This is a genomic window from Glutamicibacter nicotianae (assembly GCF_006539525.1).
GTDB classification, from domain to species: Bacteria; Actinomycetota; Actinomycetes; order Actinomycetales; family Micrococcaceae; genus Glutamicibacter; species Glutamicibacter nicotianae.
Map to the genome: position 1 here is coordinate 52,004 of NZ_BJNE01000009.1, position 22,912 is coordinate 74,915.

The following is a 22,912-nucleotide window of genomic DNA, read 5'->3' on the forward strand; positions in this document are numbered from 1 at the left end:
AAGCGGGTGTTCAGCTGGCGGCCGATTCGGTCCCATTCACTGCCTATTCGGGCTAGCATGGCCGTAGTTCATCCCGACGACGCGAAGGATTGCCAATGACCATCCAAGATACCGCCCGGCTCGAATTCCTGGAGCAGGTTCCAGCCAAGCTCTTCATCGGCGGCCGGTGGGTTGAAGGGCGGTCCGAAAGCGTGTTGCGCACGGCCAACCCGTTCGATGACTCGCTGCTGGCCGAGATCCGCCAGGCCTCGACCGACGACGTCGACGCCGCCTACCAGGCCGCCGAGCAGGCCCAGGCCGGCTGGGCGGCGCTCTCCCCCGGCAAGCGTTCCAAGATCATGGGCCAGGCCGCAGACTACCTGCAAGCGAACTTCAAGGACATCCTGGCGCTGCTGATTGCCGAGTCCGGTTCCACCCATCTGAAGGCGAACATCGAATTGGGCGGCACCATCGCCGCCATCCGCGAAGCCGCCACCTTCCCCACCCGGGTGCACGGCAAGATCCTTCCCTCGAATGCCGAAGGCAAGGAGAACCGGGTCTACCGCGAACCGGTCGGCGTGGTGGGCATCATCAGCCCCTGGAACTTCCCGATGCTGCTCTCCGCCCGATCCGTGGCTCCCGCCCTGGCACTGGGCAACGCGGTAGTGCTCAAGCCTGCCTCGGACACCCCATTGGTTGGCGCCCTGGTCCTGGCCAAGGCGTTCTCCGCGGCTGGCCTGCCCGAGGGCGTCTTGAACGCGGTGGTCGGTTCCGGTTCGGAAATCGGCGACTACTTCGTGGCGCACAAGACCCCGTCGCTGGTGTCCTTCACCGGATCGACCCCGGTAGGCAAAAACGTCGGCAAGATCGCGGTCAGCGGCGAGCACATGAAGCGCGTAGCGCTGGAACTTGGCGGCAACGCGCCCTTCGTGGTGCTGGAAGATGCCGACCTCGACGAAGCGGCCAAGGCCGCGACCCTGGGCAAGTTCCTGCACCAGGGGCAGATCTGCATGGCAATCAACCGCATCATCGTCCAGGCCCCGGTCTACGAGGCGTTCATCGAGAAGTTCATCGAGCAGGTCAGCAAGCTCGGCTATGGCGATGCCGCGGATCCGGCCAACCTCGTGGGACCGATCATCAATGATGCGCAGCTTGAGTCGGTCAGCGGCAAGATCGCCACCGCCCGCGAGCAGGGTGCGCGCGAAGTCCTCTCCGGCTCGATTACTGGCCGGGTGGTCTCTCCCCACGTCTTCGCCGATGTCACCAGCGGCATGGAACTGTTCCGCGAGGAGATTTTCGGTCCGGTCGTGGGCATCGCCAAGGCCGACTCCGAAGAGCATGCGCTTCAACTGGCCAATGACACCGAATTTGGCTTGTCTTCGGCAGTGTTCACGCAGAACCTGGAGAAGGGCGTCGCCTTCGCCCGCGGCATCAAGGCCGGAATGACCCACGTCAATGACATCACGGTCAACGACGAACCGCATGTGATGTTCGGCGGCGAGAAGAATTCGGGGCTGGGCCGCTTCAACGGCGAATGGGCCATCGAGGAGTTCACCACCGACCACTGGGTCGGCGTGCAGTCCACCAAGAAGCAGTACCCGTTCTAGGCATCCTCCCGGATGCAGCGAAGCCGCCCGTGCACTGCACGGGCGGCTTCGCTGTTTGGGAATTGAATCCCGGGAACTAGTCGGCGACGTTCTCGTATTCGTCTTCGTCGTAGTCTTCCTCGTCATCCAGCAGGTTGTCGTAGTAGTCGTTGATGTACTCGACCAGCAGCTCGCGCATTTCCAGCGGGACGAAGGCGGCTTCGGCGGCATTCAGCGTCAAATCCAGCAGGTCTTCCAGGTCGTAGTCGAAGGCTTCGACCAGCAGCTCGAATTCGTCGGACAAGCTGGTGCCTGACATCAGGCGGTTATCCGGCGAGATGGTGACATTGAAACCGGTCTGGACCAGCAGGTCGATTGGGTGGTTCTCGATGCCTTCGCCGAACTTGGCGGTGGCGCCGGTCTGCAGGTTCGAAGACGGGCAGACTTCCAGCGGGATGCCGCGTTCGCGAACCCAGTTCGCGACCGGGCCCAGGGAGACCAGGCCGGTATCGTCGCTGAGTTCTTCGCCGTTCTCGTCGATCGCGCCGAACTCGATCTCAATGTCTTCGGCAACGCGGACGCCGTGGCCCAGGCGCTGGGCGCGGCCGACCAGGATGGCTTCCTTGATGGAGTCCAGCCCGGCTGCTTCGCCGGCGTGCACGGTGGTCGGGAAGAGGTTCTCGGCCAGCAGGTCGAAGGCTTCCTTCATTGCCGATGGCGGGAACCCGTCTTCGGCGCCGGCGATATCGAAACCGACCACGCCGCGGCCGCGGTGGCGCAGGGCCAGCTTGGCGATTTCCACGCCCTGGTCGCCATGGCGCATGGCGACCAGGATCTGGCCGATCTGCATTGGGTGGCCTTCGGCGTTGAGCTGCTCGCAGGCCTGGTCCAGGCCTTCCTGGATCGCGTCGACGACGTCGTCCAGGCTCAGGCCCTCGCGGCGGTGCTGTTCCGGGGCGTAGCGGACTTCGCCGTAGATGACGCCGTCCTCGGCGAGGTCCTCGACGAATTCGCGGGCTACGCGGATCAGCGCATCGCGGGTCTGCATGACCGCGACGGTGTGCTCGAAGGTTTCCAGGTAGCGTGGCAACGAGCCGGAATCGGCTGATTCACGGAACCATTCGCCCAATGCTTCGGCTTCGGTCTCTGGCAGCTCGTGTCCAATCTCGGCGGCCAGCTCGATGATCGTCTGAGGGCGCAGGCCACCGTCGAGGTGGTCGTGGAGCGAAACTTTAGGCAGATCCCGGAAGTCGAACTCGGGATCGTAGTCAGTATGAATCATTTCTTCAGTCACACCACTGAGCCTAGTCGCATTTTCGCTGAACTGACAGCTCCCGCGGGTAAAGATCTGCAAGCCGCAATGTGACCCTGGTCAATACTGCAGGTTAACCCTCGTCACCGGTTGGCGGCACGGTCTCGCGGACCCGTTCTTCCGCGTGTTCTTCGCGCTTCTCGGCACGGCGATGCAGGCGCCCCAACACCCAGCTGACGATCCGGTCGATGACGAAGCCGAGCACCACGGCAATGACAATCGAGACGATGATTCCCAGCAGCTTGTTGTCGTGCATCCAGTTGCCGGCCAGTGCGCCGATGCTGATGGAATAGGTGGCCCAGGTCAGCACGCCGATGGTGTCGAAGAGGGTGAAGCGCTTGTGGCTGAACCCGGTGGCGCCGGCGGTCAGGTTGACGGCCACACGGCCAATGGGGATGTACCGGGCGGTGAAAATCAGCAGTGCTCCGGAGGTTTCAAGTTTTTTCTCGGCATAGGCCAGCACCCGCTGCGCGCGTTGCCCGCGCATCCATTTGAAGCCCCGGGATCCGATTTTCCGCCCGATGGCGTAGGTGATCTGGTCGCCGATCAAGGCACCGCTGGCACCCAGCAGGCCGATCAGCATGAGGTTGGGAACTCCGGTGTGGACGCCGACCGCGGCCAATGAAACCAAAAATGATTCGCTCGGCACGATTGGGAAAATGGCATCGATCATGCAGAACAGAAACAATAACGGCAGGATCCACCATGCGCTGGCTGCCTGCGCAATTGCTTCATTGACTAATTCCATGCGTGCTTACATCTACTTTCCCAATGCGCTCAATGCGCTGAATTTCTATCCATTTTCGCTCGAGAACTCACCCGCCCGCATCCTGCTTAGGTGGCGTTGTGGACAATTCCCACCCGCTACCTAGGTAGGAGATAACTTGTCCAACGTTTGACTAGTCCGTTTTGGTTCCCGGGAAATCTCTGGGAACTTCCATGGGGCATCTCCCGCTGCGCAAGCAACGAAAGAGCCGGGAAACACTGCACAGTGTTTCCCGGCTCTTTGCCATGGATTCTTGTCCGCCTACTTGGCCGCGATGCGATCCAGGATCAGACGAGTGTCCGGACGGTCATCGGCCGAACCGATCATGATGGCCCGCTGGACCAGCTCGATGGCACGCTCCATTTTTTCCGGGGTGTCGGTCAGCAAGGTGGCAATCGGCTCGCCGCGGCGGACCAGGGCACCCGGCTTCACGTGCATGCGCACGCCTGCGCCGGCCTGGACGCTGTCTTCCTTGCGGGCACGTCCCGCACCGAGGGTCCATGCGGCCAGACCGATGTCCATCGCATCGAGCTTGAGCAGCACGCCCTCGGCCGGTGCCACCACGGTGTGCGACTCCTTGGCTACCGGCAACTTGGCATCCGAGTCGCCGCCCTGGGCGGCGATCATCCTGCGCCACACATCCATGGCCTTGCCATTTTGCAGCGCGCCGGCGACATCCACGTCCTTGATGCCGGCACCGGCCAGCATCTCGGTGGCCAGGGCCACGGTCAGCTCCACGACATCGCTGGGTCCGCCGCCGGCCAGGACCTCGACGGATTCCTCCACCTCGATGGCGTTGCCTGCGGTCAGGCCCAGCGGGGTTTCCATGTTGGTCAGCAGGGCCACGGTGTTCACCGACGCATCGGTGCCAAGGTTCACCATGGTTTCTGCCAACTCGCGGGCCATGGCCTCGTCCTTCATGAACGCGCCGGAACCGACCTTCACATCCAGCACCAGGGTGCCGGTGCCTTCGGCGATCTTCTTGCTCATGATCGAGGAGGCGATCAGCGGGATGGCTTCCACGGTGGCGGTGACGTCGCGCAGGGCGTAGAGCTTCTTGTCGGCCGGAGCCAGCCCGGTGCCGGCGGCGCAGATGACCGCGCCGACGTTGGACAGCTGGGAGAACAGCTCTTCGTTGGACAGATCCGCCTTCCAGCCGGGGATGGCTTCGAGCTTGTCCAGCGTGCCGCCGGTGTGGCCCAGCCCGCGTCCGGAAAGCTGCGGGACGGCCACGCCGAAGCTGGCGACCAGCGGAGCCAGCGGCAAGGTGATCTTGTCCCCCACCCCGCCGGTGGAGTGCTTGTCGGTGGTGGCCAGCTTCTTGCCCGACGGGTCGGTGAGGGCGGAGAAGTCCATGCGTTCGCCGGAATTGATCATCGCGGCGGTCCAGCGTGAGATCTCGTTGCGGTTCATGCCCTGGAAGTAGATGGCCATGTTCAGCGCGGACATCTGCTCTTCGGCGATGACCCCGCGGGTGTAGGCATCGATGGTCCAGTCGATCATCTCGTTGCTCAGTTCGCCGCCATCGCGCTTTGCGCGGATGACTTCGACGGCACTGAATTGCTCGGCAGCCATGTAAGGCACCTTCCGTTCTGCTGTTGGCCGGTGTGCTCCGGCGCTAGGCGTTGAGGTTGTTCGGCCCGAACGCGTCAGGCAAGAGGTCGTCGATGCCGAGAATTCCGCGGGCGGTCTTGATCTTCATATCGGCCCCGCGGTGCTCGAAGAGCAGCTGGCGGCAGCGGCCGCACGGGGTGATCAGCTCCAGCTCGCCGTCGCGCAGCTGGCCGAAGCACAGGAAGTATTCAAGGGTGCCCCCGCCGGTGGCGAAGAGCTGGCCCACCATGGCGCATTCGGCACACAGGGTGACACCGTAGGCGGCATTCTCGATATTGCATCCGGAAACCAGGCGGCCGTCGCTGGCCAGGGCCGCGGCGCCCACCCGGAATTCCGAGTAGGGCGCGTAGGCCTGGGACAGCGCGGCCGCGGCCGCTGCTTCGAGCTGCGGCCACGGCGCGTTGATGCTATCCATGGGTAATCGCTATTCCTTCACATACGGTTCGCCGGCGGCGGCAGGTCCGCGGGAGCGGCCCACCAGGCCGGCCACCGCGAAGATGGTCACCAAGTACGGCAGCATGGCCATGAACTGGCTCGGTACCGGGGTGCCGATGATGGTCAGGATGACCTGCAGGTTGTCGGCGAAGCCGAAGAGCAGGGCGGCCAGGAAGGCGCCGATCGGGTTCCACCGGCCGAAGATCACCGCGGCCAGGGCGATAAAGCCGCGTCCGCCGGAGATTTCCTTCGTGAAGGAGTCGATGGCCACCAGGGTGAAGAAGGAACCGCCGATGCCCGCCACGATGCCGCCGAGGGTGACGTTCCAGAAGCGGATCGAGTTGACCTTGATGCCCAGGGTGTCGGCGGCCTTCGGGTGCTCGCCGACGGCGCGCACGCGCAGGCCCCACTTGGTCTTGAACAGGCCGAACCAGACCAGGAACACTGCCAGGTACATCAGGTAGCCGATGACCGACTGCTTGAACAGGATCGGTCCGATGACCGGGATGGCCGAAAGCAGCGGGATCTCGACCACCGGCAGGTGCACCGGCGAGTTGAACAGCTCCGGGTCTTCCTGCATCACGGTGGTGAACAGGAAGCCGGTGATGCCGGAGACCAGCACGTTGAGCACCACGCCGACGATGATCTGGTTGACCACGTACTTGATGGAGAACAGTGCCAGCACCAGGGACACCACGGCGCCGGCCAGGCCGGCGGCGATCAGGCCCGCGAAGGCGTTCTGCGTCACCGAGGCGACGATGGCCGCGGTGAATGCGCCGCCCAGCAGCTGGCCCTCGATGGCGATGTTGACCACGCCGGCGCGTTCGGAGAGCACGCCGGACAGGGAGCCGAAGACCAGCGGCACGGCCAGCACCACGCCGCCGGCCAGCAGGCTGGCCAGCGAGATGCTGTTGATGTTGGCGCCGGAGACCACCCACACCAGGAAGCCGAGCACGAAGAGGATGGCCGCGACGGCGATCATCCAGGTGGCCAGCGCCTTGCCCTGCTTGCGCTGCATCCACGAGTAGGCGGCGATGGCCAGCAGCAGCACGCCGAACACGATGTTGGTGATCCGGCCCGGTAAGACCAGTTCCGGCAGCTCGAAGGCGTCGCCGGCGCTGTTCAGCGTGAAGTGCGCTGCCTGGTCGTTGCCCAGCAGGCCGAAGCTGAAGAAGGTGATCACGGCGATCACCGTCAGGATGATCGGGGTCTTCTTGCTCGGCAAGACGTTGATTGCTGGTTGCAAGGTGGTTGCGGTCACTTGGCACCTGCCTTAGTAGGTTCGAGCTTGGAGCTGCGCTTCTTCTTGCGGTTCATGCCGAAGATGGCCTTCACCAGCGGAGGTGCGGCGATGAACAGCACGATCAGCGACTGCACCACCGACACGATGTCGATCGGGGTGCCGGTGGTGATCTGCATGTTCACCGCACCGGCCTGGAATGCGCCGAAGAGCAGGCCGGCGAAGAAGGTGCCCCATGGGGTGGAGCGGCCCAGCAGGGCCACGGTGATCGCGTCGAAGCCCAGCGAGCCGGCAATGCCGCCGGTGAGCACCTTTTCGGTGCCCGCCACCTGGGCCACGCCGGCGGCGCCGGCCAAGGCGCCGGCCAGCGCCATCGCGATGATGGTGGTGCGCGCGACGTTGATGCCGGCGGTCTGCGCGGCCTCCGGGTTATGCCCCACGGCACGGAATTCGAAGCCCACGGTGGAGCGCTTGAACATCCAGGCCACTGCCAGCACCAGCAGCACCGCCATCACGAAACCCAGGTGCAGGCGCGAGCCGGGGATCGCCGGGAAGATGGCCGAGCTGTCGAGGATCGGCGAGATCGGGTTGGTCTCGCCGGGGCGGCGGAAGGCCTGGGTGTTCATCAGGAAGTCGATCAGGTATACGGCCACGTAGTTGAACATGATCGTGAGGATCACTTCGTGGGCGCCGGTCTTGGCCTTGAGCAGGCCCACCAGTCCGCCCCAGATCGCGCCGCCGAGCAGGCCGAAGACGATGACCAGCAGCAGGTGCAGGCCGATCGGCAGGTGCCAGGCGAAGCCGATGTAGGCGGCCAGCACCGAGCCGATGATGATCTGGCCCTGCGCGCCGATGTTGAACAGGCCGGCGCGGAAAGCCACCGCCACGCCCAAACCGGCGCAGATCAGCGGGGTGGAGACGGTCAGCGTCTCGAGGAACGGCTTGAAGCCCTGCGTGGAGTTGTAGATCGAGCCGTTGAACAGCGCCACGTAGCTTTCGGTGGCGGCACGCCAGAATTCGCTGAAGAACGCCGAGGGCTTGGCCAGCAGGTAGCCGGCGGTTTCGCCGACCTTCTCGTCGGTGACCGCGATCAGCAGGCCGCCGATGACCAGCGCGACGATGACGCCGAGGACCGAGACCAGGCCCGGTCCCTGGGTGATCTGGCGCAGCAGGTCGTTGCCCGGCTTGCCGGAGTCGGGAACCACAGGTGCTTTCTCGCTCACTGCGCTTCTCCTTCCTGGTTGTCGTGCTCGCTGGCCGGCTGCGCTTCAACCGGCTCGTTGTCCGCCTTGGAGTATTCGGCCTGGGCGAAGGCCTCTTCCTGCGATACGCCGGCCATCATCAGGCCGAGCACCTCGCGGGAGGTGTCCCCCGGCACGATGCCGTTGATCCTGCCCTTGTAGAGCACTGCGATGCGGTCGGCCAGTTCCATGACCTCGTCCAGCTCGGTGGACACGATCATCACCGGGGTGCCCTTGTCGCGTTCGGCCACGATGCGCCGGTGCAGGAACTCGATGGAGCCCACATCCACGCCGCGGGTCGGCTGCGAGGCGATGAACAGCTTCAGATCGCGGCTCAGCTCGCGGGCCATGACGACCTTCTGCTGGTTGCCGCCGGAGAGGCTGGAGGCCGGGTTCAGCGGGTTGTCGGTGCGCACGTCGAAGCCCTCGATCTGCTCCTTGGCGTTCTTCTTGATCGCCTCGAGGTTCATCGAGATGCCCTTGCCGAACGGCGGGCGGTCGTAGAGGTCCAGCACCAGGTTCTCCTCGATGGAGAACTGGGTGACCAGCCCGTGCACCGAACGGTCCTCGGGAACGAAGCCCAGGCCCGAACGCAGGATCGACTTCACCGACTTGCCCACCAGCTCTTCGCCGGCCAGCTTGACCGAGCCGCCGGTCACCGGCTGGGTGCCCAGAATGGCTTCAGTCAGCTCGGTCTGGCCGTTGCCCTGCACGCCGGCCACTGCAAGGATTTCGCCTTCGTGGATGGTGAAGGACACCGAGTCCAAGGTGGTGGTGCCTGCCGGGTCGACGACGCTCAGGTCGCGCACTTCCAGGGCGGCGGCGCCAGGGGTGGCGGCCGCCTTGTTCAGGTTCAGCTCCACCGCGCGGCCCACCATCAGGTTGGCCAGCTCGGTGGTGGAAGCTTGCGGGGAGACCGAGTCGATGACTTCTCCGCGGCGGATCACGGTGATGACATCCGAGACGGCACGCACTTCGCGCAGCTTGTGCGAGATGAAGACGATGGAGGTGCCGTTGGCCTTGAGCTGGCGCATGATGTCCAGCAGCTCGTCGGTTTCCTGAGGGGTCAGCACGGCGGTCGGCTCATCGAGGATCAGGATGCGCGCATCGCGCACCAGCGCCTTGATGATTTCCACGCGCTGCTGCACGCCCACCGGCAGGTCTTCGACGATCGCATCGGGATCCACGTCAAAGCCGTAGCGGTCCGAAATTTCGCGGATCTTCTTGCGGGTGACCTGCAAATCCAGCACGCCGCCGGCCTTGGTGGTCTCGGCGCCCAGCGCGATGTTCTCGGCCACGGTGAAGACCGGGACCAGCATGAAGTGCTGGTGCACCATGCCGATGCCGGCGGCCATGGCGTCGCCCGGTCCGGAGAACTCGACGGGCTTCCCGTCCAGCAAAATTTGGCCCTCGGTCGGCTGGTACAGGCCGTAGAGCACGTTCATAAGCGTGGACTTTCCAGCACCGTTTTCGCCAAGCAGACAGTGAATCTGGGCGTCGTCGACCGTCAGGTCGATATCTTTGTTGGCGTAGAAAGAACCGAAGGCTTTCGAGATTCCTCGTAGTTCGAGTTTCACGATTCCACCATCTTCATTGTTCGTTTGGCGAAGTTCTTGCTTGCAAGTTGTTTTGCCCCTTAGGCAGGCATAAAGCGCGTCACCTGCCCACCGCTGTGCTGCGGCGAGCGGTGACGCGCTCCATGGCTGATTAGCCTAGTCCTACTTCGGGCTGGAGGCCGATTCGATCTTCAGCTCACCGGAGATGATCTGCTGCTTCAGCGCCTCGATCTCCTTCTTGGTGTCCTCGCCGATCTCTTCGTCGAAGTTGTGGAACGGTGCCAGTGCAACGCCCTCGTTCTCCAGGGTGCCGACGTACGGGGTCGAGTCGAAGTTGCCCTCGGCGTCGGTGCGGATGACGTCCTCGACTGCGGTGTCCATGGTCTTGACCACCGAGGTCAGCATGACGTCCTTGTAGTCAGGAGCGGTCAGGAAGCCGTCGGAGTCGACCCAGACGAGCTTGGCGTCCTTGCCGCTGTTGTTGGCCTCGACCACGGCAGCGCCAGCGCCCTTGCCCACTGGGCCGGCAACAGGCATGACCACGTCAGCGCCGGAAGCGATGAAGTTCTTGGTGATCTGCTTGCCCTTGTCCTGCTTCTCGAAGTCGCCGGAGAAGGTGCCGTCCTGCTTGTCCTTGTTCCAGCCCAGGAGCTTGACGTCCTTTCCCTTGTCCTCGTTGTACTTGTCAACGCCGTCGGCGAAGCCGTCCATGAAGATGGTCACGGTAGGGATCTTGATGCCGCCGAAGGTGGCAACGGTGCCGGTCTTCGAGGCGGCAGCTGCGGCGTAGCCTGCCAGGTAGGCAGCCTGGGCCGTGTCGTAGATGATCGGCTTGACGTTCTCGATCGGCTTGTCGTACTGGAAGTCGACGATCGCGAAGTGCTTGTCCGGGTTGGCAGCGGCGGCCTCGGCGGTGGCATCGCCCAGCAGGAAGCCGATGGTGACGGTCAGGTCGCAGCCTGCGTTGACCATGCCGTTGAGGTTGGTCGCGAAGTCCGCGTTGGACTTGGATTCCGCGTCCTTGGTCTGGATACCCAGGTCCTTCTCGGCGTTCTTCAGGCCGCGGAAGGAAGATTCGTTGAAGGACTGGTCGTCGAATCCGCCGGAGTCGGACACAATGCAGCCGACGTAGTCCGGGTACTGGCCAGCCGAGCTGCTCTCTTCCGGTGCAGCGCCGCAGGCGCTCAAAGCTAATGCCGAGATGCCGAGCATGGCTGCCGCCACACCGGTCTTGCGCGATACGAAGCGCATCTGTTCCTCCAAAGAATCTTGCGAGATAATGCGGGAGGCAAGACACCTGACCCTCGTGCAAGGCTCCATTGCCTAGGCCTTACGCGAGCACACCAAAAGTCCTAGCGTTCCCATCGTTTCCATAGCCTATCGGAGATACGTCACAGGTAAAGACGAGAAAGATTACAAACAGATAACTTGCAGGCCACAAAACGGCAAGCGCTTAACGTCAATGCCCAAGTCACTGACCGAATTGTTAAAGTGTCAAAGAATTGTTAAAAATTTTTGGGTTTACTGTGGCCAACGCCCTATTTGGCGTTCGCCTCATGCACGGCCTGCAGGGCGGCAGCCACCATGATGCGCACTCCGACGCCGATGCACGATTCGTCCGGGATGTAGTCCCCGCGGTGCAGGTCGTAGGTCTTGCCACCCGGGGTGCGGGTTCCCAGCCGCAGCATCGCGCCGGAAACCTTCTGCGTCATCCAGGCGAAGTCCTCCCCGCCCATGGATTGCGGGGTCAGCTCGATCACGTCGGCGCCGAACTCGCGGCGCGCGGCATCCTCGATCAGCGCGGTCTGAGCCGGGGCGTTGACCACCGGCGGCACCCCGCGGGTGTGCTGCAGCTTGATCTCCACTCCGTAGGGTGCGGCGATCTGGCGTACCGCCGCATCCAGCAGCTCGCCGGCCTCGTACCAGACATCCCCATCCAGGCAGCGCATGGTCCCGGCCAGGTAGCCGGTGGCGGGAATCGCGTTGGGCACGCTGCCTGCATGGATCTGCCCCCAGACCACGGAAACCGCCGAGCGCACGTCGACCTTCCGGCCGAGCACCGCCGGCACCTGGGTGGCGATCTGGCTCATGGCGAAGACGATGTCCTCGGTCAGGTGCGGTCGCGAGGTGTGCCCGCCGCGGCCATTGACCTCGATGCGGATGGTGTCGCTGGCCGAGGTGATCGCGCCGATGCGGGTGCCGATATGCCCGGCGTCGATCCGCGGGTCGCAGTGCAGCGCGAGGATCCGCGGCACGCCGTCGAGCAGGCCCTGCTCGATCACCGACAGCGCCCCGCCGGGAAGCTTCTCCTCGGCAGGCTGGAAGATCACCCGCACACGTCCGTTGAGCTGGCCGGCGGCATGAATCCTGCCCAGCGCCAGCGCCACGCCGAGCATCACGGTGGTGTGGATGTCGTGGCCGCAGGCGTGCGCCACGCCCTCGGTCATCGAGGCGTACTCCAGACTGGTTTCCTCCACCACCGGCAGCGCGTCGATATCAGCGCGGAACGCGATGCGGATGGGGCCTTCGCCGATGTCCACGAAGGCGCCGGTGTCGACCATCTTCTGCGGCGACAGGCCGGCGGCGCGCAATGCTTCGAGGATCCGCTCGGTAGTCTGGTGCTCCGCAAAAGACAGCTCCGGGTTGCGATGCAGCTCGCGGCGGAAGCCGATCAGCTGGTCGATGAGCGGCTCGGTGAAGCCGCTGACGGAAGCCAAATTGCCATTTTCATTCACGGTGGACACCTTTTGACGATACTCGGCACGGCGGCGGAAATGACAGTTTTGCGTAATGTTCACGCGCACCGCGCAACAGTCGCATGAAGCAGAACGGCGGCGGGCCCCGGTTCTCCGGTGCCCGCCGCCGCCCTGCGACAGGGCTCTAGTCCTGCTGGATCAGCTCGGCGCAACGCTCGCCGATCATCATCACCGTGATGTTCGGATTAACCGTCACCAGCTCCGGCATCACCGACGCATCAGCCACCCGCAGGCCGCTCACGCCCTTGACCCGCAGCTGCGGATCCAGCGGACTCATCGCATCATCTTCGGCGCCCATGCGCACCGAACCGGCTGGATGGTAGACGGTATTGTGGGTGCGGCGCAGGTAGTCGAAGATCTGGTCATCGGTTTGCACATCCTTGCCCGGGAACTGCTCCTCGCCGGCCCAATCAGCCATTGGGGACTGGGCGACGATCTCGCGTGCCTTGCGGATGCCGAAAGTCATCACCCTCGCGTCATGGCCTTCAGGGTCGGTGAAGTAGCGCGGATCGACCTTCGGCTTGTCCCGGAAGTCGCAGCTGCGCAAGCGCACGGTGCCGCGCGACTTCGCATGGGTGACATTCGGGGTCAGACAGAAGGTATTCTCCCCGGTGGGGTAGCCCTGGCGCAGGGTGTGCATGTCGAAAGGCACCTGCCCGTAGTGCATCATCAGATCCGGGCGGTCCAGGCCTTCGCGGGTCGGGGTAAAGATGCCGATCTCCCACCACTGGGTGGAGGATTCGACCATGGGCTTCTTCGCTTCCCACTGGATCACGCCCTCCGGGTGGTCCTGCAGGTGCTCGCCCACGCCCGGGGAGTCGACCAGCACCTGAACGCCGACCTCTTCCAGGTGCTCGGCCGGGCCGATACCCGAAAGCATCAGCAGCTTGGGCGAATCGATGGCGCCGGCCGAGACCACGACCTCGCGGGCCGCGTTCAGGGTCGAGGTGCGCCCGAAGGCTCCGTCCACCACGTCGACGCCAGTGCAGCGCTTGGACGCGTCGAAATTCAGCTTGCGCGCCTGCAGCCCGGTGAGCAGGAAGAAGTTCTCCCGGCCGGTAATCGGGTGGATGTAAGACACCGAGGAGGAGGAGCGTGTGCCATCTGGCAGGCGGTTGATCTGGAAGAAGTTCGCACCGTTGACCACGGTCTGGTCATTGTTGAACTTCGCGCGCGGGATGCCAGCTTGTTCGGCAGCATCCAGGATCGCCACGCCGCAAGGGTCATTGGCCGGCACATTCATCAGCTTCACCGGTCCCGAATCGCCATGGTGCGGCGCCTGCGGGCCGGCATCCTCATTGGTTTCCAGCTTCTTGTACAGGCGGTAAGCCATCTGCGAGTTCCAGCCGGTGGCACCGAACTTGGACTCCCATTCGTCGATGTCCTCGCGCGGCGCCCAGAAAGCGATGCAGGAGTTGTGGCTGGAGCACCCGCCCATCACCTTGGCCCGCGCATGGCGCATGAACGAGTTGCCGTTCTCCTGCTCCTCGATCGGGTAGTCCCAGTCAAGGCCGGATTCGAGCAGTTCCATCCAGCGGTCAAGCTGCAGGACCTCATCATAGCCGCGGTCATCGGGACCGGCTTCCACCAGCGCCACCGTCACCGAGGGGTCTTCGCTCAGCCGGGAGGCTACCGCCGCGCCGGCGGAGCCGCCGCCGATAACGATGTAGTCGAAATCCTTCTTATGCATGCTCACGCTATGCCCTTTCTAGTTCAGCTTTGCTTCTGTGCGAACCAACCGGTAACCTGCGGGTTCAGATTCTGGTAGACGTGCTTGGCTTCCTGGTATTCGCCCAGGCCGGTCGGGCCCAGTTCGCGGCCCACCCCGGACTGGCCGAAGCCGCCCCATTCAGCCTGCGGCAGGTAGGGGTGGTAGTCGTTGATCCAGATGGTGCCGTGGCGCAGGCGCTTGGCCACGCGCGCGGCCTTTCCAGCATCCTGCGACCAGACAGCCCCAGCCAGGCCGTAGATGGTGTCATTGGCGATGGCCACCGCCTGATCCTCGGTTGAGAAGGTCTCCACGGTGATGGTCGGGCCAAAGGCCTCGTCCTGCGCCACCGACATCGAACCGGTGACCTGGTCGATAACCGTTGGCAGGTAGAAATGGCCGGAGCCCAGGCCGGCGCCGTCCTGTTCGGTGGCCCGGCGTCCGCCGCAGCGCACCCGCGCGCCCTCGGCGATGCCGGCCTGCACATAGGCGTCCACCTTTTCCAGATGGGCTGCCGAGATCAGCGCGCCGGTCTCCGCCTTCTGGTCGAAAGGCCCGCCCAGGGTAATCTGCTGCGCGCGGCGCACCAGCTCGTCGACGAACTTCTCGGCGATCGATTCGTGGATGACCAGGCGCGCGCCGGCGGAGCAGACCTGCCCGGAGTGCACGAACGCCCCATTGAGGGCATTATCCAGCGCAGCGTCGAAGTCCGCATCGGCGAAGACCACATTCGGGTTCTTGCCGCCCAGCTCCAAGGCCACCTTCTTCACCGTGCCAGCGGCAGCGGCGGCGACCTTGCGCCCGGTGACCAGGCCACCGGTAAAGGAGACTAGATCCACGTCCTTGTGCTCCGAGAGCACCGCGCCGGCCTGCGCGCCGGCGCCGGTGACCAGGTTGGCCACGCCAGCTGGCAGCCCAAGGTCCTTGAGGACCTCCATCATCAAGATCGCGGTGGACGGGGTCAATTCGGCCGGCTTGAGCACGAAGGAGCAGCCCGCGGCCAAAGCCGGAGCGATCTTCCATGCCGCCTGCAGCAATGGGTAGTTCCACGGGGTGATCATGGCGGCCACGCCCACCGGCTCGTAGTCGATCCGCGAGATGACATTCGGGTCGTTGGCATCGACTACGCGGCCGGCTTCCTGTCCAGCCAGCTTTCCGAAGTAGCGGAAGCAGGCGATGATGTCGTCCATGTCCAGCTCGGATTCGACCAGGCGTTTGCCGGTGTCCAGGGTTTCGGCCAGCGCGAATTCGGCCTTGCGCGCCACCAGCTGCTCGGCGGCTTTCAGCAGGAAGTCCCCGCGCTGCGCGGCCGGCACGCTGGACCAGATGCCCGAATCGAACGAGCGGCGGGCAGCTTCGATGGCCTTGATCGAATCGGCTTCCCCTGCCTCGGAAACGGTGGCCACCGCTTCCCCATTGGCCGGGCAGTTGATGGTGCGGGTTTCGCCGCTGGCCGCGGGCGTGAAAGCGCCGTCGATGAACAGCGTCGCGCCATGGTGCAGGAGCGGATTCTGGTTGCTCGGAGAACTCATGCTTCCTCTTTCAGGGTTGTTTCGAAATCTGATTCCCAGTCGGTTTTGGACGCGCCGTCGGAATTGATCTGGCTGGGAGCCGCCGATTCGGTTTGCGCTTCCAGGAATTCAAGGTGGGCTTCATACTGGTCCAGCACATCGCAGATCAGCTGTTCCTTGGTGAGCCCCATCAGGTCGTAGCCGTGGCTGCCTTCCTGGGAGAAGACCTCCAGGCGGTAGTACACATCGGTGCCGGCCGAGACGCGGGCGTAGGTGGGCACCGGCAGCTGCACCGGATAGATCTGGTACTTGAAGGGCCGTTCGGCGCCGTTTTCCACCACCAGGTCCAGCGAGTTCAGCTCTAGGTTGGCCACTTGCTCGATATCCAGCGCCACCGTGGCGCCGCGGGCGGTGAATTCCTCGCTGACTTCCTGCAGGGCCGGCAATGCGACCTGCCCCAGGTAGCGCTTGGCCGAGCGGTGCCCAGGATAGGACATGGCCCGGGACAGCCGCTGCTTCCAATTGCGCTTCTCGGCGCCCGATCCCATCCGGCTGGTGAGCACCTTGTGCATGTTGTTGCGGTAGCGATCGGCCAGCGCCGATTCCATGCGCAGGGATTTGAACAGCCCCAGCATGATCAGCAGCAGCACGAAGGAGAAGGGCAGGCCCATGACGACCGTGGCGCCCTGCAGGGTGGAGATCCCATCGACGAAGAGCATGCCCAAGGTCAGCAAGCCGGTGGCCAGCGACCAGAACAATCGCACCGGCTTGGAGCCGTCGGACTGCGGATCCTTCAGGTGCGAGGTGAAGTTGGCCATCACCAGGGCACCGGAGTCGGCGCTGGTCACGTAGAACAGCAATCCGGTGAAGGTGGCGATCGCCGCGGTGATCGGTGCGCCGGGCATCTGGTCCAGCAGCGAGTAGAAGGCCCGTTCCGGGGTGTTCATCGCGACCTCGCCAAAGGCTTGATTGCCCGAGCGGACGATCGCCAACGCGCTGTTGCCGAAGATCGAGATCCACAGCAGGATGAAAGCGAAAGGCACCACCAGCACGCCGGTGACAAACTGGCGGATGGTGCGTCCACGGGAAATGCGGGCCAGGAACAAGCCGACAAACGGCGCCCAGGCGATCCACCAGGCCCAGAAGAACAGTGTCCAGCCGTTGAGCCACTCATCGGGGCGGTCGTAGGCGAAGGTGTCCAGCGCCATCGAAGGGAACATCGACAGGCTGTCGCCGATGTTGTTCACGATGCCGTCGAACAGGTAGGCGGTGGAGCCGGCAATCAGCACGAAGAGCATCAGCGCAACGCACAGCAGCACGTTGAGCTCGGAGAGCCGGCGGATGCCCTTTTCCACACCGGTGAGCACCGAGATGGTCGCCATCACCACGGCGGCAACGATCAGGATGATCTGCCAGGAGCGGTTTTCGGGAATGCCGAACATATAGTTCAGCCCGTAGTTCAGTTGCGCGACGCCGATGCCCAGCGAGGTGGCGATGCCGAAGATCGTGCCGAGCATCGCGGCGATGTCCACGCTGTGCCCCACCCAGCCTTCGGTGCGCTTGCCCAGGATCGGGTAGAGCGCCGAGCGGATGGACAGCGGCAGGTTGTGGCGGTAGGCGAAGTAGCCCAGGGCCAGTCCCACCAGCGCATACAGGCCCCAGCCGAGCAGGCCGTAGTGGAACAGCGTCCAGACCAGCGCCTGGCGGGCCGCCTCGACGGTGGATCCCTCCATGGCCGGCGGAGCCAGGTATTGGGTGACCGGCTCGGCCACCGAGAAGAACATCAGGTCAATGCCGATGCCGGCGGCGAAAAGCATTGCCGCCCAGGTGAAGATGTTGAAGGACGGGCGCGAATGATCCGGGCCCAGCCGGGTTTTGCCCACCTTCGAGATCGCGACGCCGATCACGAAGACGAGCACCGCGACGACCACCAGGGTGTAGTACCAGCCGAAGTTCCGGCCAATCCAGGTTACGGCGGCGCTGATGGCCAGGTTGGCGGAATCGCGGTCGATAATGGCCCACAGGGCGATGGCCAGCACCAGCAGCGCAGAGCCGTAGAAGACTGCCTTGTTGACCCGGGTCTTGCCCGGCGGCGGCAGCGAGCCCGGCGGCGCGGGCTTTGCGGATTCGGACGGTTCGGAACTGATCTTGGCCGTAGTCATGGCTACCAACCTATCAATGCCCGGCAAGGGCGCCAAAGCAGCGCAGGGCAAAACCCCACCTAGAGTGCCATATCTGCGCAGGTCAGAGGAAGTCCCAGCAAATACCGGGCAGTAACATCCCGTGCTCCCCCAGCAGGGGCGAAGCTGTGCTAGAGCACCTCGGTGGCGCCGTCGGCCTTGAGCTGCTCCACGGTCTGCTTGACCTTCTGCGCATGCTCCTTGGTGGTCACCAGCAACGCGTCGGCGGTATCCACCACGACTACGTCCTCGATGCCCACCAGCGCCACCACGCGCGGGCGGTCCGAATAGACGACGCCGGTCGCGCTGTCCGCGTACACGCGCACCGATTCGCCACCGAGGTTGATGATGCCTTGATCGGCACTGGCCTTGTTCAGCCGGCCGATCGCGGCGAAATCGCCCACGTCATCCCAGTTGAACACCCCTGGAATCACCGCGACGTCCCCGGCCGCGGCGGCCGGCTCGGCCACCGCATAGTCGATGGCGGTCTTGGGCAGATCGGCCCAGACCTCGCGCATCACTGCTTCACGCTGGTCGGTCTCCCACGCATCGGCGATCTTCATCAGCCCGGCATGCAGCGCAGGCTCGTTGGCTTCCAGGTGCTCGAGCATCAGGCTCACCGGTGCCACGAACATGCCGGCATTCCACAGGAACCCGCCGGAGGCCAGGTACTTGCGGGCGGTGTCCTCATCGGGCTTCTCCACGAACTGCACCACCCCGCGCGCCGAGGGCGCGTTGGGCACCTGCAGCGGATCGCCGGTCTGGATGTAGCCGAAGCCGGTGGACGGGTGCGTCGGGTGGATGCCGATGGTCACGATCTTGCCGGTGGCGGCGGTGTGGATCGCTTCGCTCAGCGCTGCCTGGAACACCTCGACCGGCTCGATGACCTGGTCCGCGGCGAAGGAGCCCATGATGATGCTCGGGTCCCGGCGGTACAGGATGGCGGCAGCCAGGCCGATGGCGGCGGCCGAGTCGCGCGGCTCCGGCTCGAGCACCAGGTCCTCGTCGCAGAGCTCGGGCAGCTGGGAAACGACAGCTCCGCGGTGCGCACGCCCGGTGACCACCATGATGCGTTCGCCGGCCAGCGGGACCAGCCGGTCATAGGTGGCGCGGATCAGCGTGGAGCCGGATCCGGTCAGATCGTGCAAAAACTTCGGAGCGGAGGCCCTGGACAGCGGCCACAATCGGGTGCCGACGCCGCCGGCGGGGATCACGCCGTGGAATCGGGCTAATAGGTCTGCATTCACGCATTCCAGACTAATTCATTCGGTGGATAATCCCGTCCATTGAAACCTGTGCAACAAATTAAATACGAAACCCTCCCATGAGGTATTACGGGCGGAATATCGGCCTTTTAGCGCATAATTACCCCTTTTCGGTGAACATGCTCACAGGAACAAGACACGAAATAGATCGGAGCTGGCTATGTGGTTTAGACTCGCACAAGGAACGCTCGCACAAGTGCGTCAAATCTCATTGTGTGCAATATACACATGCGCCGTTGCGAGCCTTGGAGGTTTAGTTCAGTGTCGAAGACTTCGTCAGGCACCCTATACCGCGGCCATGAAGGCATGTGGTCCTGGGTGGGACACCGAGTCACCGGTGTCGTTATTTTTCTCTATCTGCTGGTGCACGTGCTCGATACGGCAATGGTCCGTGTCGATGCCGGTGCATACGACGCAATCATTAGCACCTACCAGACTCCGTGGATGGCACTTGGTGAAACCGGTCTGGTTGCAGCAATCCTCTTCCACGCATTCAACGGCCTGCGCTTGATCCTGGTCGACTTCTGGAAGCAGGGCACCAAGTACCAGCGCCAGATGCTCTGGGGCGTCTTGATCCTCTGGGTCATCGTCTTCGCAGGCTTCGCTATCCGTCACCTGTCGATCGCATTTGGGAGCCACTAAGCCATGAGCGTTTCTATTCCTGCTCCGCGCAGCCAGCGCATTGATCCAAAGTACAAGCGCGGACCGAAGTCCCGCGGCAGCTTCGAGATGCTGGCATGGCTGTTCATGCGCCTGTCCGGCGTCGTGCTGATCATCCTGATCTTCGGCCACCTGTTCTCCAACCTGATGGTCGGCGAAGGCATCTCCGGCATCGGCTTCGGCTTCGTCGCCGGCAAGTGGGCCTCGCCGCTGTGGCAGTTCTGGGACCTGGCCATGCTGTGGCTGGCCATGCTGCACGGCACCAACGGCGTGCGCACCATCATCAACGACTACGCAGAGAAGCACGCAACCCGTGCATGGCTCAAGGGCATCCTGTACGTCGCAACGATCTTCATCATCGTGCTTGGCTCCCTGGTGATCTTCACCTTCGATCCATGCGTCACCGGCAGCACCCTGCCGCAGTGCTAAGTGGAACTCCCCTAGTTCCAGCCAATAGCCACAAAGATTTTTAGAAAAGAGAGCATCAAGAATGCAGGTACATAAGTACGACGTAGTCATCGTCGGTGCCGGTGGTGCAGGCATGCGTGCAGCGATCGAATCCGGTCAACGCGCACGCACCGCAGTGCTAACCAAGCTTTACCCAACCCGCTCGCACACCGGTGCGGCCCAGGGCGGCATGTGCGCAGCACTTGCCAACGTCGAGGAAGACAACTGGGAGTGGCACACCTTCGACACCATCAAGGGTGGCGACTACCTGGTTGACCAGGACGCAGCCGAGGTCATGGCGAAGGAAGCCATCGACGCCGTGCTGGACCTGGAGAAGATGGGCCTCCCATTCAACCGCACCCCAGAGGGCAAGATCGACCAGCGCCGCTTCGGCGGCCACACCCGCGATCATGGCAAGGCCGCCGTGCGCCGCGCCTGCTACGCAGCTGACCGCACCGGCCACATGATCCTGCAGACCCTGTACCAAAACTGCGTCAAGCACAACGTCGAGTTCTACAACGAGTACTACGTGCTGGACCTGCTGCTGGTCGAGGAGGATGCCTACCGCGAGGACGGCACCGCCTACAAGCAGAAGCGCGTTGCCGGCGTCGTGTCCTACGACCTGGCTACCGGCGAACTGCACGTCTTCCAGGCCAAGTCGGTCATCTTCGCCTCGGGCGGCGCCGGCAAGGTCTTCAAGACCACCTCGAACGCGCACACCCTGACCGGTGACGGCATGGGCATCGCCTTCCGCGCAGGCCTGCCGCTGGAGGACATGGAGTTCTTCCAGTTCCACCCAACGGGCCTGGCCGGCCTGGGCATCCTGCTCACCGAGGGCGCCCGCGGCGAAGGCGCGATCCTGCGCAACTCGGATGGCGAACGCTTCATGGAGCGCTACGCACCGACCATCAAGGACCTGGCCCCACGCGACATCGTCGCCCGCGCCATGGCCAACGAAGTGCGCGAAGGCCGCGGCTGCGGTCCGAACAAGGACTACGTGCTGCTGGATTTGACCCACCTGGAACCGGAGCACATCGAATCCAAGCTGCCGGACATCACCGAATTCGCCCGCACCTACCTGGGTGTGGAGCCATTCACCGATCCGGTTCCGGTCTACCCGACCGCGCACTACGCCATGGGCGGCGTGCCAACCAACATCAACACCGAAGTGCTGCAGGACAATGACACCGTCATTCCTGGCCTGTACGCTGCCGGCGAGGTCGCCTGCGTTTCGGTGCACGGCTCCAACCGCCTGGGCACCAACTCGCTGCTGGACATCAACGTGTTCGGCAAGCGCGCCGGCGTGGCAGCTGCCGAGTACTCCAAGACCGCCGACTTCGTCGAGCTGCCTCAGAACCCGGAAGCCTTCGTGTCCGCACAGCTTGAAGGCGTGCTGAACGGCACCGGCACCGAGCGTGTCGCCGAGCTGCGCTCGATCCTGCAGGAGACCATGGACGCCAACGTCCAGGTGTTCCGCGACGAGCGTTCGCTGAAGGAAGCGCGCGACGTGATCGAGGATCTGCGCCGCCGCTACAAGAACATCAGCATCCAGGACAAGGGCAAGCGCTTCAACCTGGATCTGCTCGAAGCCGTCGAGCTGGGCTTCCTGCTCGACTTGGCCGAGGTCATCACCGTTGCCGCATTGCACCGCAAGGAATCCCGCGGCGGCCACTACCGCGAGGACTACCCAGACCGCGACGATGAGAACTTCATGAAGCACTCGATGTCCTACCGCGACGCAGAAGCCGTCACCGAGGACATCAAGGGCATCCGCATGGAGACCAAGCCAGTGGTCTTTACCCGTTACCAGCCAATGGAGCGTAAGTACTAATGAGCACCGAACTGCCAGAACCACCGTCAAAGATCGAGCTGAAGCCAGGCGTCGGCGGCGGCGGAGAAGTTCCAAGCTTCGACATCACCCTGCGCGTTCGCCGCTACCTGCCAGAGGCTACCGCAGACGCATACTGGGAAGATTTCAAGCTGACCATGTACGGCACCGACCGCGTGCTGGACGCCCTGCACAAGGTCAAGTGGGACCACGACGGCACCCTGTCCTTCCGCCGTTCCTGCGCCCACGGCGTGTGCGGTTCCGATGCCATGCGCATCAACGGCCGCAACCGCCTGGCCTGCAAGACCCTGCTCAAGGACCTGGACACCTCCAAGCCGATCACCGTTGAAGCCATCAAGGGCCTGCCCCTTGAAAAGGACCTCATCGTCGACATGGAACCGTTCTTCCAGTCCTACCGCGAGATCATGCCATTCCTGATCTCCAAGGGCCACGAGCCAACCAAGGAACGCTACCAGTCCGCCGAGGACCGCGAGCGCTTCGACGACACCACCAAGTGCATCCTGTGCGCTGCGTGCACCAGCTCGTGCCCGGTCTTCTGGACCGATGGCCAGTACTTCGGCCCGGCCGCGATCGTCAACGCGCACCGCTTCATTTTCGACTCGCGCGATGATGCAGGCGACATGCGCCTGGAGATCCTGAACGACAAGGAAGGCGTGTGGCGCTGCCGCACCACCTTCAACTGCTCCGAAGCATGCCCACGCGGCATCCAGGTGACCAAGGCCATCGCCGAGGTCAAGCAGGCAATCCTGGCACGCACCGTCTAAGTGCCGGAATAGGCCCGAACCGCCCAGCGGTTCGGGCCTTTTT

18 protein-coding genes are annotated in these 22,912 nt (G+C 63.9%); 5 read left to right on the forward strand and 13 right to left on the reverse strand.

Annotation, left to right across the window (positions count from 1 at the left end):
* The first annotated feature begins 95 nt into the window (after positions 1-95).
* Positions 96-1,586, forward strand: a complete 1,491-nt coding sequence (locus ANI01nite_RS11240) for an aldehyde dehydrogenase family protein (RefSeq protein WP_141358055.1) — start codon at positions 96-98, stop codon at positions 1,584-1,586.
* 76 nt (positions 1,587-1,662) lie between these two features.
* On the opposite strand, the gene ANI01nite_RS11245 is transcribed toward ANI01nite_RS11240, so the two are convergent.
* The 13 genes from ANI01nite_RS11245 to ANI01nite_RS11305 all read right to left on the reverse strand — a co-directional run bounded on the left by ANI01nite_RS11245 (position 1,663) and on the right by ANI01nite_RS11305 (position 19,131).
* Positions 1,663-2,847: an adenosine deaminase gene (locus tag ANI01nite_RS11245; protein WP_121866309.1), complete on the reverse strand. Its 1,185-nt coding sequence runs from the start codon at positions 2,845-2,847 to the stop codon at positions 1,663-1,665.
* Positions 2,848-2,950: 103 nt separating this feature from the next.
* Positions 2,951-3,625: a DedA family protein gene (locus ANI01nite_RS11250; protein ID WP_141358057.1), complete on the reverse strand. Its 675-nt coding sequence runs from the start codon at positions 3,623-3,625 to the stop codon at positions 2,951-2,953.
* 279 nt (positions 3,626-3,904) lie between these two features.
* Positions 3,905-5,218, reverse strand: a complete 1,314-nt coding sequence (locus ANI01nite_RS11255; RefSeq protein WP_141358059.1) for a thymidine phosphorylase — start codon at positions 5,216-5,218, stop codon at positions 3,905-3,907.
* 43 nt (positions 5,219-5,261) lie between these two features.
* The gene (locus ANI01nite_RS11260) at positions 5,262-5,672 is read right to left on the reverse strand and encodes a cytidine deaminase (protein ID WP_141358061.1); all 411 of its coding nucleotides are present in this window, start codon (positions 5,670-5,672) and stop codon (positions 5,262-5,264) included.
* Positions 5,673-5,681: 9 nt separating this feature from the next.
* The gene (locus ANI01nite_RS11265; RefSeq protein WP_141358063.1) at positions 5,682-6,953 is read right to left on the reverse strand and encodes an ABC transporter permease; all 1,272 of its coding nucleotides are present in this window, start codon (positions 6,951-6,953) and stop codon (positions 5,682-5,684) included.
* Positions 6,950-8,155, reverse strand: a complete 1,206-nt coding sequence (locus ANI01nite_RS11270) for an ABC transporter permease (RefSeq protein WP_073706599.1) — start codon at positions 8,153-8,155, stop codon at positions 6,950-6,952. The genes ANI01nite_RS11265 and ANI01nite_RS11270 overlap by 4 nt, the downstream gene beginning before the upstream one ends.
* Positions 8,152-9,750 carry an ABC transporter ATP-binding protein gene (locus ANI01nite_RS11275; RefSeq protein ID WP_141358065.1) on the reverse strand — a complete coding sequence of 533 codons (1,599 nt, stop codon included), beginning with the start codon at positions 9,748-9,750 and terminating at the stop codon, positions 8,152-8,154. Before ANI01nite_RS11275 ends, ANI01nite_RS11270 begins: the two co-directional genes overlap by 4 nt.
* Positions 9,751-9,891: 141 nt before the next feature.
* Complete coding sequence (locus tag ANI01nite_RS11280) at positions 9,892-10,980, reverse strand: BMP family lipoprotein (RefSeq protein ID WP_141358067.1); 1,089 nt, start codon at positions 10,978-10,980, stop codon at positions 9,892-9,894.
* Positions 10,981-11,267: 287 nt separating this feature from the next.
* Positions 11,268-12,464 (reverse strand): amidohydrolase, encoded by a 1,197-nt coding sequence (locus ANI01nite_RS11285; protein ID WP_141358069.1) that lies wholly within the window; start codon positions 12,462-12,464, stop codon positions 11,268-11,270.
* Positions 12,465-12,609: 145 nt separating this feature from the next.
* On the reverse strand, positions 12,610-14,175 hold the full coding sequence (locus ANI01nite_RS11290; RefSeq protein ID WP_073706596.1) for a GMC family oxidoreductase: 1,566 nt from the start codon (positions 14,173-14,175) through the stop codon (positions 12,610-12,612).
* Between the two features lie 23 nt (positions 14,176-14,198).
* Complete coding sequence (locus tag ANI01nite_RS11295; protein ID WP_052253533.1) at positions 14,199-15,725, reverse strand: aldehyde dehydrogenase family protein; 1,527 nt, start codon at positions 15,723-15,725, stop codon at positions 14,199-14,201.
* Positions 15,722-17,866 (reverse strand): choline BCCT transporter BetT, encoded by a 2,145-nt coding sequence (gene betT / locus ANI01nite_RS11300; RefSeq protein ID WP_223308890.1) that lies wholly within the window; start codon positions 17,864-17,866, stop codon positions 15,722-15,724. Before betT ends, ANI01nite_RS11295 begins: the two co-directional genes overlap by 4 nt.
* A gap of 149 nt (positions 17,867-18,015) precedes the next feature.
* A complete protein-coding gene (locus tag ANI01nite_RS11305) occupies positions 18,016-19,131 on the reverse strand; it encodes a mannose-1-phosphate guanylyltransferase (RefSeq protein WP_141358071.1) in 1,116 nt (371 codons plus the stop codon).
* A 246-nt stretch (positions 19,132-19,377) separates the two neighbouring features.
* Here ANI01nite_RS11305 and sdhC point away from each other — a divergent pair, with 246 nt between their 5' ends.
* The 4 genes from sdhC (at position 19,378) to ANI01nite_RS11325 (ending at position 22,869) form a co-directional block, all read left to right on the forward strand.
* Entirely contained in the window at positions 19,378-19,791 is a 414-nt protein-coding gene (sdhC, locus tag ANI01nite_RS11310; protein WP_369826774.1) for a succinate dehydrogenase, cytochrome b556 subunit, read from the forward strand.
* Positions 19,792-19,794: 3 nt separating this feature from the next.
* Positions 19,795-20,238 (forward strand): succinate dehydrogenase hydrophobic membrane anchor subunit, encoded by a 444-nt coding sequence (locus tag ANI01nite_RS11315; protein ID WP_128469646.1) that lies wholly within the window; start codon positions 19,795-19,797, stop codon positions 20,236-20,238.
* A 61-nt stretch (positions 20,239-20,299) separates the two neighbouring features.
* Positions 20,300-22,087 (forward strand): succinate dehydrogenase flavoprotein subunit, encoded by a 1,788-nt coding sequence (gene sdhA, locus ANI01nite_RS11320; protein WP_066139884.1) that lies wholly within the window; start codon positions 20,300-20,302, stop codon positions 22,085-22,087.
* Positions 22,087-22,869: a succinate dehydrogenase iron-sulfur subunit gene (locus tag ANI01nite_RS11325; protein WP_038989929.1), complete on the forward strand. Its 783-nt coding sequence runs from the start codon at positions 22,087-22,089 to the stop codon at positions 22,867-22,869. Before sdhA ends, ANI01nite_RS11325 begins: the two co-directional genes overlap by 1 nt.
* Positions 22,870-22,912 lie beyond the last annotated feature (43 nt).

What these genes read in the sequence shown, in the direction of transcription:
- ANI01nite_RS11240 (WP_141358055.1), top strand. Translation starts at nt 96, where the DNA reads ATGACCATCCAAGATACCGCCCGGCTCGAATTCCTGGAGCAGGTTCCA.
- ANI01nite_RS11245 (WP_121866309.1), bottom strand. Translation starts at nt 2,847, where the DNA reads ATGATTCATACTGACTACGATCCCGAGTTCGACTTCCGGGATCTGCCT.
- ANI01nite_RS11250 (WP_141358057.1), bottom strand. Translation starts at nt 3,625, where the DNA reads ATGGAATTAGTCAATGAAGCAATTGCGCAGGCAGCCAGCGCATGGTGG.
- ANI01nite_RS11255 (WP_141358059.1), bottom strand. Translation starts at nt 5,218, where the DNA reads ATGGCTGCCGAGCAATTCAGTGCCGTCGAAGTCATCCGCGCAAAGCGC.
- ANI01nite_RS11260 (WP_141358061.1), bottom strand. Translation starts at nt 5,672, where the DNA reads ATGGATAGCATCAACGCGCCGTGGCCGCAGCTCGAAGCAGCGGCCGCG.
- ANI01nite_RS11280 (WP_141358067.1), bottom strand. Translation starts at nt 10,980, where the DNA reads ATGCGCTTCGTATCGCGCAAGACCGGTGTGGCGGCAGCCATGCTCGGC.
- ANI01nite_RS11290 (WP_073706596.1), bottom strand. Translation starts at nt 14,175, where the DNA reads ATGCATAAGAAGGATTTCGACTACATCGTTATCGGCGGCGGCTCCGCC.
- ANI01nite_RS11295 (WP_052253533.1), bottom strand. Translation starts at nt 15,725, where the DNA reads ATGAGTTCTCCGAGCAACCAGAATCCGCTCCTGCACCATGGCGCGACG.
- betT (WP_223308890.1), bottom strand. Translation starts at nt 17,866, where the DNA reads ATGACTACGGCCAAGATCAGTTCCGAACCGTCCGAATCCGCAAAGCCC.
- sdhC (WP_369826774.1), top strand. Translation starts at nt 19,378, where the DNA reads ATGCGCCGTTGCGAGCCTTGGAGGTTTAGTTCAGTGTCGAAGACTTCG.
- ANI01nite_RS11315 (WP_128469646.1), top strand. Translation starts at nt 19,795, where the DNA reads ATGAGCGTTTCTATTCCTGCTCCGCGCAGCCAGCGCATTGATCCAAAG.
- sdhA (WP_066139884.1), top strand. Translation starts at nt 20,300, where the DNA reads ATGCAGGTACATAAGTACGACGTAGTCATCGTCGGTGCCGGTGGTGCA.
- ANI01nite_RS11325 (WP_038989929.1), top strand. Translation starts at nt 22,087, where the DNA reads ATGAGCACCGAACTGCCAGAACCACCGTCAAAGATCGAGCTGAAGCCA.